Source organism: Kutzneria sp. NPDC052558, from assembly GCF_044547355.1.
Taxonomy (GTDB): Bacteria; Actinomycetota; Actinomycetes; order Mycobacteriales; family Pseudonocardiaceae; genus Kutzneria.
In genome coordinates this window covers 380,842-396,482 of record NZ_JBIUAG010000002.1, presented here as the reverse complement: position 1 = coordinate 396,482, position 15,641 = coordinate 380,842, and the positions used below count along the sequence as shown (strand labels likewise).

The window sequence follows — 15,641 nt, the reverse complement described above, 5'->3', positions numbered from 1 at the left end:
CGGGGGTTCGTGTCACCTTCCACGGACGACCGGTCGACGGTGTGATCATGGGCGGAATGAAATGCCTACAGTTGGTGTTCGGGGGTAGACCGAGGCGAATCGAGGCATTTCATGAGGCATCCTGCCGTCTATTTCGGTCACCGACGTAAAATGGGTGCGAATGGCACGGTGTTAACCTTCTATTCACCTGCGGCGCGGTTCGCCGGCCGTGGTGCGGCTCGGTGAGCGGACGTGAGCCAGTGCGCGCGGCTGCTGGGTGGGCTGACCGCGACCGAAGCGGTGATGTACCGCTCCGAGATCGAGAATTCCCCCTCTGAGCAGGGTTTCTACCGCCTTCGGCAGGCACGGGTGGTGCTGGTCGGGGACGGGCCGGTGCTGGGCGCGGTGCTGCGGTCCGGCATCGGCTCCGGCTGGCGCAACACCCTGGTGCTCACCGGTGACGTGCCCGAATACCGGGTGCGCGACGAATTCCAACGCGTCGTGACCGGTTCCGCCGACGGAATCGGCGGCCGGTTGGCCGAGGCCGATCTGGTTGTGCACGTGTCGTCCGATATCGGTGAGTTGATCGAGCTCAGCCGGCGCTGCCGTGCCGCGAACGTGTCGGTGGCCCAGGTGTTGCTGCGGGGCGGCGACGCCTGGCTCACCCCGGTGCACACCGCCGGCGGCCGACCGGTCGAGGCTGCGTGGCGGCGGCTCGTGCCGGCGGCCCGACCGGGACGGCCGCTCGACGGCCCGGCCTCCGCCCTGATCGGCACCCAGGTGGCGCTGACCTGCTTCCGCTACCTGACCGGCGGGTCCGCCGCGACGGAACCGGTGCTGCTGCGGCTGGACCTGGCGTCCCTGGAGATCACCGAACACCGCTACCAGTGGGGCGGGCCGGCCATCGAGGCCGCCCCGTCCACCGACCCGCTGGCCCCGGACGAGCTGCTCGACCGGCTGCCGGCGTTCGTCGACCCGCACGTTGGCCTGCTCTCCGCCGTCGAGCAGGCCGGCGTCGTCAGCTGGGCGACCGTCCCGGATCCGCGCCGGCGCTGGCCAGCGCACCAGGTCCTGGGCTGGGCCCGGGATCCGGAGACCGCCAAGGTGCGGGCCGTGCTCGCGGCGATGGCGAGCTACGGCGCGCTGGCCGCCGGGCCGGGCTGGGTGTGGGGCACCGACCTGGTCACCGGCGGCCGCCGCCGGGTGTGGCTGGACCAGCCGGGCCCGGAGCCCGGCGTCGGCGTGGCCGCCGGATTGTGTTGGCACGACGCCGTTGCCGCCGGATTGCAGGCCCACAGCGAGGCCCGCCGCGACCCGCTGGCCGCCACCCGGCGCTGGGCCGACGAGACCACACCGTCCGATGTGGACGAATTGGCCCGAACCCTGGCCGCGCAGACCGGCTTCACCCCCGTCGCCGTCCCCCTGGCCGCCGACCCCGCCGCCCTCCGCCTACTACCCTTCGTGACCGCCATCGCCCTCACCCCCTGAATTTGCGCTTGGAAGGGGGCTTTCCTCCACTCCGAGTGGAGGAAAGCCCCCTTCCAAGCTCAGGAGTGGGTGCGGAGGGTGATGGTGAAGGAGTGGGCGGCGGGGTAGAGGGCGTGCTCCGGCAGCACGTCGGGGCCGCAGGCGGCGGAGCCGAGGCCGTGCTGGGCGTTGTCCAGGAACAGGTAGACCCGGTCGCTGGGCGGCAGCTCGTGGGGATGGGCGGCCGCGGCGATCTGCTGCGGGGTGTGGCGGGACAGGCTGAAGCCGGGGCTGTGGCCGGTCCGGTCGGGCACGGTGTCGATCCGCAGCCGGTTGTCCAGGATCAGGCGCCGCAGTTCGGGCCGGTGTCCGGTCTCCTGGGGCTTGGCGTAGACGACGTTCAGGTCGTCAAGGCTGCTCTCGAACCGGCCGACCCGGGCGGCGGTTGCACTGTCCGAATAGGACTCCAGTGGGCCGGTGCCGAACCACGAGACCTGGTCCACCGCGGGGAGTTCGAAGCGGACGCCGATGCGGGGCCAGGTGCAGTCCCAGCCCTGGCTGGGCACGGCGTCGACCCGGAGCCCGACACCGTCGGGAACGCCGAACCACCGATACGTCACGTCGACGCTGCGGGCAGCGGTGGCGGCGGCGACCCGGACGGCCACGATCACCTCGTCGTCGCCGATGCGCACGTCCAGGACCCGGTGCTCCAGCCGGTCCAGCCCGCGCTCCCGCCACAGCCACTCGCCGGCCCGCGCGTCGTTGTCGGTGGGGGCACGCCACAACTCCAGCCGTGGCCCGTTGATCGGCACGGAACCGATGCGCAGCAACGAACCCGTGCGCGGATCGAAGACGGCGCCGCCGAGACCCTTGGTCGGCGTCACGGAAACCGGCGACCGCTGCGACAGCTGGTACTGGCGGGAGCCGACGAGATGTCCGGACACCGCCTCCAGCGTCAGCCAGGTCTCGCTGTCGACGGCCACGTCCAGGGCCTGCTCCGGCAGTTCGAAGACCCCGGACTCGCCCGGCGGCGCCGGCAGGACCTCCAGCACCCCGCGCTCGACCTCCCGGCCGTCCACCGTTCGGGCCCAGCTGAACTCGACGTCCGAGGTGTCGACGCTGTGGTACCGGCTGCGGAACGTGCCGGGCTCGTCGCCGAACACGATCGGCGCGATCACGGCGGCGTACTCGACCAGCGACGGCGACGGGGTGCCGTCGGACAGCACCATGCCGTCCATCACGAAGTTGCCGTCGTGCACGACCTCGCCGAAGTCCCCGCCGTAGGCGTAGAACGGCGTGCCGTCGGCGGCCTTGGTGAGAATGCCGTGGTCCCGCCACTCCCAGATGAAACCGCCGTGCAGCCGGGGATAGCGCTCGTACACGGCCTGGTAGTCGGCCAGGCTGCCGGCCCCGTTGCCCATGGCGTGGCCGAACTCGCAGTGCACGAACGGCCGGTGCCGCTGGCGCACGATCTCCTCCGGCCGGATGCCGCCGTGCCCGCAGCCGGTGGTGCCGATCTGGGCCAGCTCCTCCAGAGTGGCGTACATGCGGGAGTGCATGTCGGTGTAGGCGCTGGCCAGGTCCCGCTCGAAGTGCACCGGCCGGCCGGGGTCCCGCTCGTGGGTCCACTGGGCCATGGCGGCCAGGTTGCGGCCGTTGGCGCATTCGTTGCCCAGCGACCAGATCACGATCGACGGGTGGTTCTTGTCCCGTTCGACGGTGCGGTGCATGCGGTCCAGGAACTGGTCCCGCCAGCGGGGATCGTCGCTGGGATTGTCCACTATGGACTCATCGAACTCGAAGCCGTGCGTCTCCAGGTCGCACTCCAGCATGACCCAGAGGCCGAGCTCGTCGCACAGCTCCAGCACCCGTGGGTCGGGCGGGTAGTGGCTGGTGCGGATGGCGTTGATGTTGTGCCGCTTCATCAGCAGCAGGTTCTCGCGGGCGTAGTCCTCGTCGAACACCCGGCCCAGCACGGGATGGGTCTCGTGCCGGTTCACGCCGTAGAACATCACCTTGCGGCCGTTGACCAGGAACTGGTCGCCCTCGATACGCACGGTGCGAAAGCCCAGTCGCAAGTGGACGGTCTCGTCGGCGGAAGCCACCGTGCAGTCGTAGAGGCGCGGGGATTCCGCGCTCCACGGCTCGACCGGCCCGACCGAGATCGGGGCGACATCGGCGGCCGATTGCCAGGTCACCGAGACGTCCAGCGTGGGAACGGACAGGGTGATCGGGAACGAGCCGGTCACCTCGGGCGTGAGAACCCCATGGCCGTCAAGGAACTCGGCCCGCACCCACACATCGTCGACGCGCGCGGCCGGCCGTCCCAGCAGGGTGACGTCCCGGAAGATGCCGGGCAGCCACCACTGGTCCTGGTCCTCCAGGTAGGTGGCCGATGACCACTGGTGCACCCGCACCAGCAGCGAGTTCTCGCCCGGCGCCAGCAAATCCGTGACGTCGAACTCGGTGGGCAGCCGGCTTCCCTTGCCCACGCCCACCTCGGCGCCGTTCAGCCACACCTTGTACGTCGACTCTACGCCGTCGAAGCGCAGCACGAACCGGTCGATGTCCCAGTCCGGCAAGGTGAAGGTGCGGAAGTGGTCGCCGGTCGGGTTCGCGTCCGGCACAAAGGGCGGATCGACCGGAAACGGGTACTTCACGTTGGTGTAGATGGGCCGGCCGTACTTGCCGTCCCCGTGCAGCACCCAGTGCGAGGGCACCGGCAGCGTGTCCCAGTCGGCCGGATCCTCCAGCGGGGCGTCCGCGTGCGGCCAGAGCTTGAACTTCCAGTCGCCACCCAGGGACAGCGTCGGCGCGCTGGACCGCACCCACGAACGCGGGGCGAGCCGGTTCGGGGAGCCGGGGGAGAAGTCCTCGTAGTACGTCACGCCCTTAACCCTTCACAGAACCATCTGTCAGCCCGCCGCGCCAGTACCGCTGGAGGAAAACCATGGCGATGGCCAGTGGGACGACCGACACCAGCAGGCCGCCGATGGTCAGCGGGTAGAACTCCGGAGACCGGTCGACCTGGCTGCGCCAGGCGTTGAGCCCCAACGTGATCGGGTACAGCTTGTCGTCGGCCAGCATGATCAGCGGCAGCAGGAAGTTGTTCCAGATGCCCACCAGCTGGAACAGGAACACGGTGACCAGCGCCGGGGCCATGCTGCGCAGCACCAGGGAGTGGAAGATCCGCAGCTCGCCCGCGCCGTCCAGCCGGCCCGACTCCAGCACCGAGTCGTCGACCGTGGCGCTGGCGTAGATCCGGCACAGGTACAGGCCGAACGGCGACACCATGGCCGGCAGCAGCACGCCCCAGTAGGTGTTGGTCAGGCCCAGCTTGCTGAACAACAGGAACAGCGGCAGCGCGGTCGCCGTGCTGGGCACCAGCACACCGCCGAGCACGGTGGCGAACACCAGGTTGCGGCCGCGGAAGTCGTACTTGGCGATGGCGTAGCCGCCGGCCGCGGCCAGATAGGTGGCGACCAGCGCGCCCACGCCGGCGTAGATCACGGAATTGAACAGCCAGCGCAGGTAGATGTGGTCGGACGCGGTGAACACCTGCACGATGTTGTTCCAGAGCTCCATCGTGCGCCCGAACCAGAAACCGGGCGTGGTGAACAGGTCCCCGGAGGACTTGGTCGCGGCCACGATCACCCAGTACACCGGGACCAGGAAGTAGACCGCGACGATGACGAGCACGGCGGTGACCACGATGGTCCAGCCGCGGCTGCGGGCGGTGGTCATGACCGTCCCTTCCGGTTGGTCCAGGCCAGGAAGCCGAACGACAGAATGAAGGCGGCCACCGCGGTGATCACGGCCTCGGCCGAGGCGATGCCGTAGTCGTTGTAGGCGAAGGCGTTGGTGTACGCGCTGAGGTTGGGCGTGTACTCGGTGACGATCGCCGGGGCCACCGTGCGCAGCACCATCGGCTCGACGAACAGTTGCAGGGTGCCGATGATGCTGAACACCACGCTCAGGATCAGCGCCGGCCGGATCAGCGGCAGCTGGATGGAGGCGGCGATGCGCAGCGGCGAGGCCCCGTCCACCCGGGCCGCCTCGTAGATCTCCGACGGGATGGCCTTGAGCTGGGCGATGATCACCAGCATGTTGTAGCCGGTGTAGGTCCAGGTGACGATGTTGGCGATGGACCACAGCACCGTGTTGGGGCCGAGGAAGTCGATGTCCAGGCCGACCAGCTTGCCCACGTCGATGATCGGGCTCAGGCCGGGCACGTACAGGAACGACCAGAGAATCGTGGCGATCACGCCGGGAATGCCGTACGGCAGGAAGTAGGCGGCCCGGAAGAACGCCGGCCAGCGGGCCGACGCCGACTCCAGCAGCAGGGCCAGCACGGTGGCGAACACCGTCATCACCGGCACCTGCACGATGCCGAACAGCAGCACCCGGCCGATGGCCTGGATGAAGTTGCTGTTGGACAGCGCCTGCGCGTAGTTGTCGAATCCGGCGAACCCGCTGGTGACGCCCTTCTCCCCGAACAGGCCGGCCCGGTTGATGCGGGTGAAGCTCTGCACCACGGCCAGGATCACCGGGCCCAGCACGGTGAGCAGGAACAGGGCCAGGAAGGGGGCGAGCAGGATCCACGGCGCGGCAACGTACATCCGGCGATGCCGGCGGGCCGGGGCGGTCGGCGGGGCCGCGACGACGGGGGTGGCGGCGGCGGTCTCGGAGGTGGTCACTTCGCCTCCCGCGCGGTGACAGGGACGACGGCGGCGGCAAGCGCTTGCCGGATGGGGGTGGCGATGGCGGGCGTCGGCCGCGCGGTCGGGGAGAAGGCGGCGGGCGTGGGCCGCGCGGAGGTGCTTGTGGTGCTCACTTCGCCTCCTGCACGGTCAGGCCGATCTGACGCAGAGTGTCCACAGTGGTCTTCTGGGTGATGTGCAGACTGTCCACGAAGGACTGTCCGCTGGTCAGCTTGAGCCGGAACTGGTCGGACAGCGCGTAGATGGTGCGCTGGGTGATGGGCCACCAGTGCCAGTCGGTCGGCTGCTGCTTGGCCGCCGGCACGAAGACCTCGGTGTTGTAGTTCTGGCCGCTGAAGAACTGGCTGGGCTGCTGGCGCTGGGCGCCGATGTAGTCGCGGGCCGGGGACCAGCCGATGCCGCAGTACTTGATCATGGCGTCGACGCCCTCCTGGGAGGTGGTCATCCACACCGCGAACTCCATGGCCTCCTTGGGGTGCTTGCTGTTGGCCAGCACCGCTGCGCTGGAGCCGCCCAAGGCGGTCGAGCCGAAACCGGTGGGCCACTTGGGCATCGGGGCGACCTTCCACTTGCCCGCGCCGGTGCCGATGGTCTCGACCAGCGCGTCGCCCCAGGAAGCCCCGGTCAGGGCGGCGATCTGGCCGTTGCCGGCGGCGGCCGTCCAGCCGGGACTGTAGGCGTCGTAAGCGGTCTGCACCCACTGGTTGTCCACGGCCTTGTCGAAGAACCGGGCCACCGACAGGGAGGCGTCGTCGGTCAGGTTGACCAGCCAGCCGTCGTCGGTCGGCGTGAACCACCTGGCCCCGGCCTGCGCGGCGTAGGAGATGAACGGGGAGGCATCGGCCACCGAGAAGGATTCCAGGTACACGCTGGGATCCTTCTTGTGCAGGGCCTCGGCCAGCTGGGCCCATTCGTCCCAAGTGGCCGGTGGCTGCCCGCCGACCTTCGCCAGCACCGCCGGCTGGTAGTACCAGCCCATCGGGCCGGTGTCCTGGGGGATGGCGTACACACCGCCGTTGAAGTTGACCTGGCCCCACGCCGCGGCGTCGTAACGCGAGGAGTACTGGTCGGCGCCGTAACGGGACAGGTCGACCAGGCCGCCGACGAGCATGAACTCCGGCACGCTGCGCAGCTCGACCTGGGCCAGGTCCGGACCGCCGCCCGCGGCCAGCGCCGAGTACATCTTCTGATAGCCGCCGCTGGCCCCTCCGAGGCTGAACACCGCCTCGACCTGCACGTTCGGGTTCTTGGCGTTCCAGATGTCGCAGACCTTCTGCAGATCCTTGAGCCAGGCCCAGTAGGTCAGCGTGATCTTCTCGCCGGGCGCGGCGGCCGGGACCACCGGCTGCGAGTTGACCGGGTTCGCGCCCGGCGGCGCACAGCCGGCCAGCGCGGCGGCGCCCAACGCGCCGAGTCCTAGTCCGAGCAGGCGTCGGCGACCGATGGTCACGCGCTGCCCCCTTTCGTTCCCACGGCGGCGGCGATTTTGTTCACACAATCATAGATTCGCGAGAGGGACCACCAGGGCCCGCGGCGGTACGCTCACCGGTCCATGACCCGGGTGCTGATCATCGGGGGCGGTGTCGCCGGACCGGCGACCGCCCTCGCGCTGCACAAGGCCGGCATCGACGCCGGCGTGTTCGAGGCCTATCCGGTCGGCGGCGACGACGTCGGCGCGTTCCTGACCATCATGAACAACGGCATGGACGCGCTGGCCGCGGTCGACGCGGCCGAGGCCGTCGAGGCGGTGTCCTTCCCGGCCACCACGGTCGAGTTCCTCAGCGGCAGCGGCCAGGTGCTGGGCCGACAACACATCGCCGGCCAGATCGAGACCCGCCACGATCCCCGGACCATGCGCCGCTCCGCCCTCTACCGGGCGCTGACCGAACAGGCACACAGCCGGGGAATTCCGGTCAGCCACGGCAAACGCCTCGTCGACGCCGTGCCCGAGGGGGACCGGATCGCCGCGGTGTTCGAGGACGGCTCACGAGCGGTCGGCGACGTGCTGGTCGGCGCGGACGGCATCCACTCCCGGGTCCGCACGCTCATCGACCCGTCCGCGCCCCCGCCCCGCTACACCGGGCTGAACGTGCTGTACGGCTACACCGACGACACGACGCTGCCGCTCTCGCCCGACGCGTACCGGATGATCCAGGGCAAGCGGGCCTTCTTCGGCTACACCACCTCGCCGGACGGCGAGACCCACTGGTTCGCCCGGCTGCCCGGCCCGGAGCTGTCCCGGGAGGAGATCGCCGCCACCGGCGCCGACGGCTGGCGGCGCCGGGCGGCCGAGTTCTTCATCGCCGACGCCGCGCCGTCGCGGCGGATCGTCGAGGCCACCTGGCCGGAGATCATCGGCGGCAACGCCTACGACGTGCCGTCCACGCCCCGCTGGCACCGTGGCCCGATGGTGCTGGTCGGCGACGCCGCCCACGCCGCGTCCCCGGCCGCCGGCCAGGGCGCGTCGATGGCGTTGGAGGACTCGGTGGTGCTGGCCAAGTGCCTGCGCGACCTGCCGAGGCAGGCCGCCTTCCCGGCCTACGAGCGGATCCGGCGGGAGCGCGTGGAGCGGCTGGTGGCGACCAGCGCCAACGACGGCCAGACCCAGGACAGCGGCGACGAGGTGCTGGCCGAGCAGCTCAACGACCGGCAGCAGTCGCGGGCCTGGTTGTACGCCCACCACATCGACTGGACCGAACCGATTGCCTGAAGATCTCACTTTCGACAGCTTTTCGATGAGAGCCGGTTTCCCCCGCTACGGTGAGCGCGTGAACGGGGATACACAGACAGTGACCGTTGACCGGGGCATCGAGCAGCGCGGCATCGAGCAGGTTCCCGACGACGAGCGCTACGGCCGGCCGAGCCGGCACTTCTGGGTGTGGTCGGCGGCCAACCTGAGCATGCTGCCGGTCGGCTACGGCCTGTTCGTGGTGTCGGTGGGCCTGAACTGGTGGCAGGCGATGCTGGCCGTGGTCATCGGCATCGCCCTGTCGTACCCGCTGGTCGGCGCGGTGGCGATCGCCGGCACGCGGGGCGGCGCGCCGGCCATGATGCTCAGCCGGGCCTCGTTCGGCGTGTTGGGCAGCCGGCTGCCGACGCTGATCACCTACATCACGGTGGTCGGCTGGGAGACGATCAGCGTGGCCCTGGGCGCGCTGGCCACCCGGACCGTGCTCGAACGGCTCTCGCCCGGCCTGGGCAACACCGGCATGGTGGCCGTGGCCTTCGCGGTGATCGCGCTGGGCACCATCGTGCTCGGCGTCTACGGCTATCACGTGATCCAACGGGTGCAGCGCTGGCTGACCCTGATCACCGCCGTGGTCACCGTCGTCTACCTGATCGTCGTGCTGCCCCACCTGCACTTCGACCTCGGCTCCGGGAAGGCCGGCTCCGGCGTGGTCTTCCTGGCCGGCATCGTGCTGACCATGGCCGGCACCGGCCTGGGCTGGCTGGCCGCCGGCGCCGACTACTCCCGCTACCTGCCCCGCAGCACGCCCGGCCGGGCCGTGCTCGGCTGGACCGCGGCGGGCGGCGGCGTCACCCAGGGCCTGTTGGTGCTGCTGGGCGTGCTGCTGTCGACCAGCGACCCGGCGCTGGCCGGCGCGGTGGCCAAGGACCCGATCGGCGCGCTGGCGACCCAGGCCCCGACCTGGTTCCTGGTGCCGTACCTGATCAGCGTGATCCTCAGCGTCACCGCCGCCGGCGCGGTCGACCTGTACTCGTCGGGCCTGGTGTTGCAGGCCATCGGGGTTCGGCTGCCGCGGCCGGTGACCGCCGGCATCGACGGCGTGCTGATGATCGTCGGCGGCATCTACATGGTGTTCATCGCGCCCACCTTCGCCAGCGTGTTCCAGGCGTTCCTGCTGATCACCGGGGTCGCCGCGGCGGCGTGGGCCGCGGTGTTCCTGGTCGACCTGCTCATGCACCGCCGCGACGGCTACGACAGCGCCGCCCTGGAGGACGTGCACGGTCGCTACGGCGCGTTCAACTGGGCCGGCATCGGCGCCATGGTCGTCGGCACCGTCGTCGGACTGGGGCTGGTCACCTCGGCCGACCCGCACCTGGCGGTGATCACCGGCTACCTGATGCCGGCGGCCATCGCCAACAGCACCCTGGCCATGACCAACCTGGGCGTGGTGCTGGGCTTCCTGCTCTCCGGCATCCTCTACGCCCTGGCCACGCTCAGGGCCCGGGCCACCGCCGCCTGACCGCCGGTTACCGTTGTCGGGTGGACGCGACGACGGTGCTGGCCGAACCCGAGTGGCTGGCCCGGCAGCGCGCGCACGTCGACCGGGTCCGCCGCTGGACCCAGCCGCACCGGGAACGCTCGCTGGCCAAGGAAAAGCACCCGGTGCACGACTTCCTGTTCACCTACTACTCGCAGCGCCCGGGCCGGCTGGAACGGTGGCATCCCGGCCTGGGCGTGGTGCTGGCCGGCGACGCCGACGAGTTCCTCGACTACCGGGGCTATCACCGGGTGGCCGATGGCGTGACGCTGGATCCGGCCGCCTGCACCGAGGCCCGGGTCCGCACCGCCGAGTTCTACCTGGCCCTGCTGACCGCCACCGCCGCCCGGCCGCCGCGGCTGAACTGCTTCGGGCTGCACGAGTGGGCCATGGTGTACCGGCAGACGCCGGAGCAGGTGCGGCACTTCGGCTGGCCGCTTCGCCTGGGGCATCAGGGAACCGACGAGCTGGTGGAGGCGTCGAACGTCCGATGTGGACACTTCGACGCGTTCCGCTTCTTCACCCCGCCGGCCCGCCCGCGCAACGCGTTGCAGCCGACCCGGGAGTCCCAGGTCGAGCTGGAGCAGCCGGGATGCCTGCACGGCAACATGGATCTGTACAAGGTGTCGTACAAGATGGAGCCGTACGTGCCGTCCGAGCTGGTGGCCGACTGCTTCGAGCTGGCATCCCGGATCCGCGAGCTGGACATGAAGGCCAGCCCCTACGACCTGTCGGCGCTGGGCTACGAGCCGGTGCGGATCGAGGACGCCGCCGGGCGGGCCGAGTACGCGTGCATGCAGGCCGCCTTCGCCGACCAGGCCGCCCCCTTGCGGGAGCGCCTCATCGCCTGCTGCCGCGCCACCCTGACCTTCGCCAAAGCAAACGCCACATGAGCTTCCCATTTGCGTCCTGACGCCACATGGGAAGCGCATGTGGGGTTAAAGGGGGGCCGGATATGCCACATGGGAAGCGCATGTGGCATCAAGGGGTCATGCGATGGGGAGTGCGCCGGCGAGGAGTTCCCGGACCGAGCGGCTGCCGGTCGTGTCGTCGATCTCGTCGTAGAGGGCGACGGCCTGCTGCCAGGAGCCGCGGGCCTCGTCGCGGCGGCCCATCTCCATCAGCACGTCGCCGCGCCGGGTCAGGGCCTCGGCCTGGGCCCAGCGGTCGCGCAGTTCCCGGCCGGTGTTCACGGCGTCGTCGAGCAGGGCCAGCGCGTGCGGGAAGTTGTGCCGCAGCATGTGGATCTCCACCATCTTGCGCAGCACGTAGACCTGCCCCTCCAGCGAGGCGATGTCCACCATCATGCCTAGGGCCAGCGTGCACAGGGCCAGGCCGCCGTCCAGGTCGCCGCGCAGCCGCAGCACGTCGCCGCGGGTCATCAGGCACAGGGCCTGGCCCTGGATGTCGTTGTACTCCACGAAGATCTGCGTGGCCTGGTCGGCCAGTGACCGCGCCCGCGTGTGGTCGCGGAGATCGGCGGCGAGGAAGGCCGAGCCGGCCAGGGCCCAGGCCAGGCCGTAGCGGTCCCCGACCCGGCCGCGCAGGGCCCGCGCCTCGTCGTAGAGGCGGCCGGCCTGCTCCAGGTCGCCCATCCGCCGGTAGCCCTCGGCCAGGTTGGTCACCACCCAGCCCTCGGCCGCGCGGTCGCCCAGCCGGCGGGCCGCCTGCCGGGCCAGCTCGTGGCTGCGCAGCCACACCGTCCACGGCCGCCGTTGCAGCAGATACGTCCACAGCGTCACCGGCAGCTGCCAGGCCAGCTGGTCGTGGCCGTGCTCCATGGCCAGCTGGATGATCGGCACGATGTTGGCCAGCTCGGCGTCGCACCACCGCAGCGCGTCCAGCGCCCCGGCCTCGTCCGAGGTCCAGGCCAGGGGGTGCACGCCGGGCGGGATCTCGCCCTTGTCCATCGGGTCGAGACGGAACGGCGCCAGCACGTGGCAGGCGGCCGCGGCCGAGTGCAGGTACCAGGAGGCCAGCCGGTGCACCGCCGCCGAGGTGTCGCTGACCTCGCGGTCGGCCAGCTCGGCGGCGTAGTCGCGGATCAGGTCGTGGAAGGTGTAGCGGTCACGGCCGACGGCCCGCAGCAGGTGGGCGTGGGTGAGGCGGGCCGTGGCGCGGCGGGCGAAGGCGTGCGGCATGCCGGCGAACGCGGCGGCGGCGCGGCCGCTGATCTGCGGGCCGGGATGCAGGCCGAGCAGCGGGAACAGCCGGGCGGCGTCGGGGTCGAGGCGGCGCAGCGACCAGGAGAAGACGGTGCGGACGTCGGCGTCCTCCACGCCGAGCACGTCCAGGCGTTCCGAATCCAGCTCGGTCACCAGGTCGCGCAGGTCGTAGTCGGGGATCATGACCGCCCGCTCGGCCGCCACCCGCAGGGCCAGCGGCAGCCGGCCGCAGCGGGCGGCCAGCGAGGCCAGCGCCGCCGGCTCCCGGGCCGCGCGCTCGGCGCCGAGCACGGTGGTGAGCAGGGCCAGCGACTCGCTCTCCGACATCGGGCCCAGGGTCAGCCGGTGCGGGCTGGCCCGCAGGGTGAGGCCGGACAGCCGCTCCCGGCTGGTGATGATCACCGCGCAGCGGTCGGTGCCCGGCAGCAGCGGCTCGATCTGGGCGAAGTCGGCCGCGTTGTCCAGCACGATCAGCATCTGCCGCTCGGCCAGCGCCGACCGGTAGAGCGCGGCCAGGTGCTCCACGTCGGCGGTGCCGGCGGCCGGCACGCCCAGCGCCCGCAGCAGGTCGGCCAGCACCTCGACGGCCGGCGCCGGCCGGTCGTGCGGGCTGTGGCCGCGCAGGTCGGCGTAGAGCTGGCCGTCCGGGAAGCGGGGAATGGCCCGGTGGGCGAAGTGCAGGGCCAGGGTGGTCTTGCCGGCGCCGGGCGGGCCGTCCACGGCGATGATCAGCGGCACCCGGGTGTCGGCCGGGCGCTCCAGGGCGGCGGTCAGGTCGCGGACCTCGGCCTCGCGGCCGACGAAGCCGCTCATCGCCAGCGGCAGCTGGGCCGGGCGGGGGAGCTGGTCGACCGTCAGCACGGCCAGCAGTGTGCCGTCCGCGTCGAGCGCGCCGTCCAGCACCCGGGCCATGTCCACGGAGGGCAACCGGCCGTTCTCGATCTTGCTCAGGTAGCCGGGGGTGATGCCGGCCCGCTCGGCGAGTCCACGCAGCGAGAGGTCACGCCGCGTGCGCAGGGCCCGCACGTGCTGGCCGAAACTCTCTCGCATTTTCCTACCCCCGTCACCGAGGGTAGTACACCTACCCGGCCAGGCCGGCGATGTCGGCGAGCAATTCGGCCAGGATTCGGGCCGTGTCGGCGGCGACGGCCACCCGGGCCGGGCGGCGGGCCGGCAGCTCGGTCCCCGGCAGCGGGGCCGGCCGGCGGTCGACCAGGGTCGCGCCGCGCAGGTAGCCCTGGAGTTCGACCACCACCTGGTGGCTCTCGTACCGGCCGAGCCCGGGGTTGAGGGCGAGCGCCGCCGCCACCGGGTCGTACAGCAGCATGCCCGGGCCGCCGTGCTCGAAGGCCACCGTGCCGGAGTAGAAGTCCAGGTACTGCTTGTGCCAGGCGGTCAGCGCCCGGGCCACCGGGTGGTCGACGCGGGCCAGGTCGGCGACCCAGGCCTCGTCGGCCCAGGCGTGCTCGACCGCCTCGATCGGCACCACGGTCAGCGCGAAGCCGGCGGCCAGCACCCGCTCGGCCGCCTCCGGGTCGTGCCAGGCGTTGGGCTCCTGGCAGATGCCGACCGTGCCCGGGCGGTCGAACACGCCGCCCATCCACACCACGTCCTTGACCAGCGTCGGCAGCTCCGGCTCGGCCGCAAGGGCCAGCGCGAGATTGGTCAGCGGGCCCAGCGCCAGCACCGTGATCTCGCCCGGGTGCGTTCTGGTTAACCGGACGAGCTGCTCGGCGGCCGACTCCGCGGTCGGCCTCGACCGGGGCGCGGGGCCGGCGTTGCCGCCGAGGCCGTCCTCCCCGTGCACGATCTGGCCCGACTGCATCTCCGGCCCGACCAGCGGTTTCGCCGCTCCGACGGCCACTGGGAGGTCCAGGCCGAGCAGCTCGGCGATGCGCAGCGCGTTGTCCGCGCCCGGGGCCGGCGGCAGATTGCCGTGCACTGTGCCGATCGCCAGCACCCGGCAGTCGCCCCGACGGGCCCGGGCCAGCAGCCCGACCAGGGCGAAGGCGTCGTCGACGCCGGGATCCGTGTCCACCACGATCAGCACACGATCGATTATGGAAGCCCCTAAGGGCACGGTCCGGGGTGTTTCCTGGGTTGGCAACGGCCAACCCCTTCCGGGCGTGACCGCTTGTTCACCATAGTTGACGTACCGGGGACTTCGGGGAAACGGACCCGCTGGTCGAGGGGAGCGGCGGGTCCGGCCCCAGAGGTCCGTCCCGCCGGGGCACGACCGGTCCGCGGTCCCCGCTGACGTCCGCGCGACCCGCTCACGGCAACCGAATCCCGCTCCCCGGCGGCCATGAAATCCGTCATGGCCGCCCGAGAGCGGGATTTGTCACTTCCGGGCGCGGCGCGCTACGGCCGGCCGTCGCCGCCCCACCGCCCTTTACCGGCACATGCGATCCGCACGTGCCGCTGGTCGAATGTGCCGGAAACCCGCATTCGGTGCGTCGCTGAGCGCGACTCGCCGGGGTTCCGACACGCCGATGGCGCCCGCGGTGCGCGGGCGCCATCGAAGGTTATGCCTGGGTGTTCAGCTGCCGTGGGCGGCCTGGAACTTGGCCACCAGCTCGGCCGGGATGCGGCCGCGGTCGGAGATCTTCTCCCCCTGGCTGCGGGCCCACTCGCGAATGGCCTGGTTCTGGGCGCGGTCGCCGCCGGCCTTCACCGCGGTGGTGGCGCCGCCCCGCTGCTTGCGGCCACCGACTCGCTGCGCCTTCTCGACGAAAGACGACAGGCCGTCCCGCAGCTTCTTGGCGTTGTCCTCCGACAGGTCGATGGTGTACTCGACGCCGTCGAGTCCGAAGGACACGCTCTCGTTGGCCTCACCGCCATCGAGGTCGTCGATCAGCTGGACGATGGTCTTCTGTGCCATGGACGTTTCTCCGTCTGGGTCGGAACGTGGCGTAATGCTCGCTGTCAAAGAGGCGTGCCCCGTTGACGCGACTGCGGCCAGTCTAGTCGATACTCCGCACATAATGACTCACCGACTCGAAACAAAATTAAGCGGCTAACCGGGTGGGGTCGGTCACCCCCGAGCGGCCGATCGGGCGGAAGTTGTCAGACGACGGTCGCCC

At 71.1% G+C, this 15,641-nt stretch carries 12 protein-coding genes; 4 read left to right on the top strand and 8 right to left on the bottom strand.

Features of this window, described 5'->3' with window-relative positions; translation table 11 throughout:
* Positions 1-231: 231 nt before the first annotated feature.
* On the top strand, positions 232-1,467 hold the full coding sequence (locus ACIG5F_RS04870) for a hypothetical protein (protein ID WP_396516039.1): 1,236 nt from the start codon (positions 232-234) through the stop codon (positions 1,465-1,467).
* Positions 1,468-1,526: 59 nt separating this feature from the next.
* Here ACIG5F_RS04870 and ACIG5F_RS04865 read toward each other — a convergent pair whose 3' ends face one another.
* The 5 genes from ACIG5F_RS04865 to ACIG5F_RS04845 are packed head-to-tail and all read right to left on the bottom strand — an operon-like array spanning position 1,527 to position 7,617.
* Positions 1,527-4,334, bottom strand: coding sequence for a glycoside hydrolase family 2 TIM barrel-domain containing protein (locus ACIG5F_RS04865; protein WP_396516038.1), 2,808 nt, complete (start codon positions 4,332-4,334; stop codon positions 1,527-1,529).
* A 4-nt stretch (positions 4,335-4,338) separates the two neighbouring features.
* Positions 4,339-5,190 carry a carbohydrate ABC transporter permease gene (locus ACIG5F_RS04860; protein WP_396516037.1) on the bottom strand — a complete coding sequence of 284 codons (852 nt, stop codon included), beginning with the start codon at positions 5,188-5,190 and terminating at the stop codon, positions 4,339-4,341.
* Positions 5,187-6,143 carry a carbohydrate ABC transporter permease gene (locus tag ACIG5F_RS04855; RefSeq protein ID WP_396516036.1) on the bottom strand — a complete coding sequence of 319 codons (957 nt, stop codon included), beginning with the start codon at positions 6,141-6,143 and terminating at the stop codon, positions 5,187-5,189. Before ACIG5F_RS04855 ends, ACIG5F_RS04860 begins: the two co-directional genes overlap by 4 nt.
* Positions 6,140-6,280 carry a hypothetical protein gene (locus tag ACIG5F_RS04850; RefSeq protein WP_396516035.1) on the bottom strand — a complete coding sequence of 47 codons (141 nt, stop codon included), beginning with the start codon at positions 6,278-6,280 and terminating at the stop codon, positions 6,140-6,142. Before ACIG5F_RS04850 ends, ACIG5F_RS04855 begins: the two co-directional genes overlap by 4 nt.
* Positions 6,277-7,617, bottom strand: a complete 1,341-nt coding sequence (locus ACIG5F_RS04845) for an ABC transporter substrate-binding protein (RefSeq protein WP_396516034.1) — start codon at positions 7,615-7,617, stop codon at positions 6,277-6,279. Before ACIG5F_RS04845 ends, ACIG5F_RS04850 begins: the two co-directional genes overlap by 4 nt.
* A gap of 102 nt (positions 7,618-7,719) precedes the next feature.
* On the opposite strand from ACIG5F_RS04845, the gene ACIG5F_RS04840 reads away from it, so the two are divergent.
* From ACIG5F_RS04840 to ACIG5F_RS04830, 3 genes are all read left to right on the top strand, one after another.
* Positions 7,720-8,877 carry an FAD-dependent monooxygenase gene (locus ACIG5F_RS04840; RefSeq protein WP_396516033.1) on the top strand — a complete coding sequence of 386 codons (1,158 nt, stop codon included), beginning with the start codon at positions 7,720-7,722 and terminating at the stop codon, positions 8,875-8,877.
* Between the two features lie 79 nt (positions 8,878-8,956).
* Positions 8,957-10,375, top strand: coding sequence for a purine-cytosine permease family protein (locus tag ACIG5F_RS04835; protein WP_396516032.1), 1,419 nt, complete (start codon positions 8,957-8,959; stop codon positions 10,373-10,375).
* Positions 10,376-10,395: 20 nt separating this feature from the next.
* A complete protein-coding gene (locus tag ACIG5F_RS04830; protein ID WP_396516031.1) occupies positions 10,396-11,286 on the top strand; it encodes a 3-methyladenine DNA glycosylase in 891 nt (296 codons plus the stop codon).
* A 96-nt stretch (positions 11,287-11,382) separates the two neighbouring features.
* Here ACIG5F_RS04830 and ACIG5F_RS04825 read toward each other — a convergent pair whose 3' ends face one another.
* From ACIG5F_RS04825 to ACIG5F_RS04815, 3 genes are all read right to left on the bottom strand, one after another.
* Positions 11,383-13,608: an ATP-binding protein gene (locus tag ACIG5F_RS04825; RefSeq protein WP_396516030.1), complete on the bottom strand. Its 2,226-nt coding sequence runs from the start codon at positions 13,606-13,608 to the stop codon at positions 11,383-11,385.
* Positions 13,609-13,639: 31 nt separating this feature from the next.
* A complete protein-coding gene (locus ACIG5F_RS04820) occupies positions 13,640-14,608 on the bottom strand; it encodes a nucleoside hydrolase (protein ID WP_396516028.1) in 969 nt (322 codons plus the stop codon).
* A 489-nt stretch (positions 14,609-15,097) separates the two neighbouring features.
* Positions 15,098-15,439, bottom strand: a complete 342-nt coding sequence (locus ACIG5F_RS04815; protein WP_396516027.1) for an Lsr2 family protein — start codon at positions 15,437-15,439, stop codon at positions 15,098-15,100.
* Between the last annotated feature and the right edge of the window lie 202 nt (positions 15,440-15,641).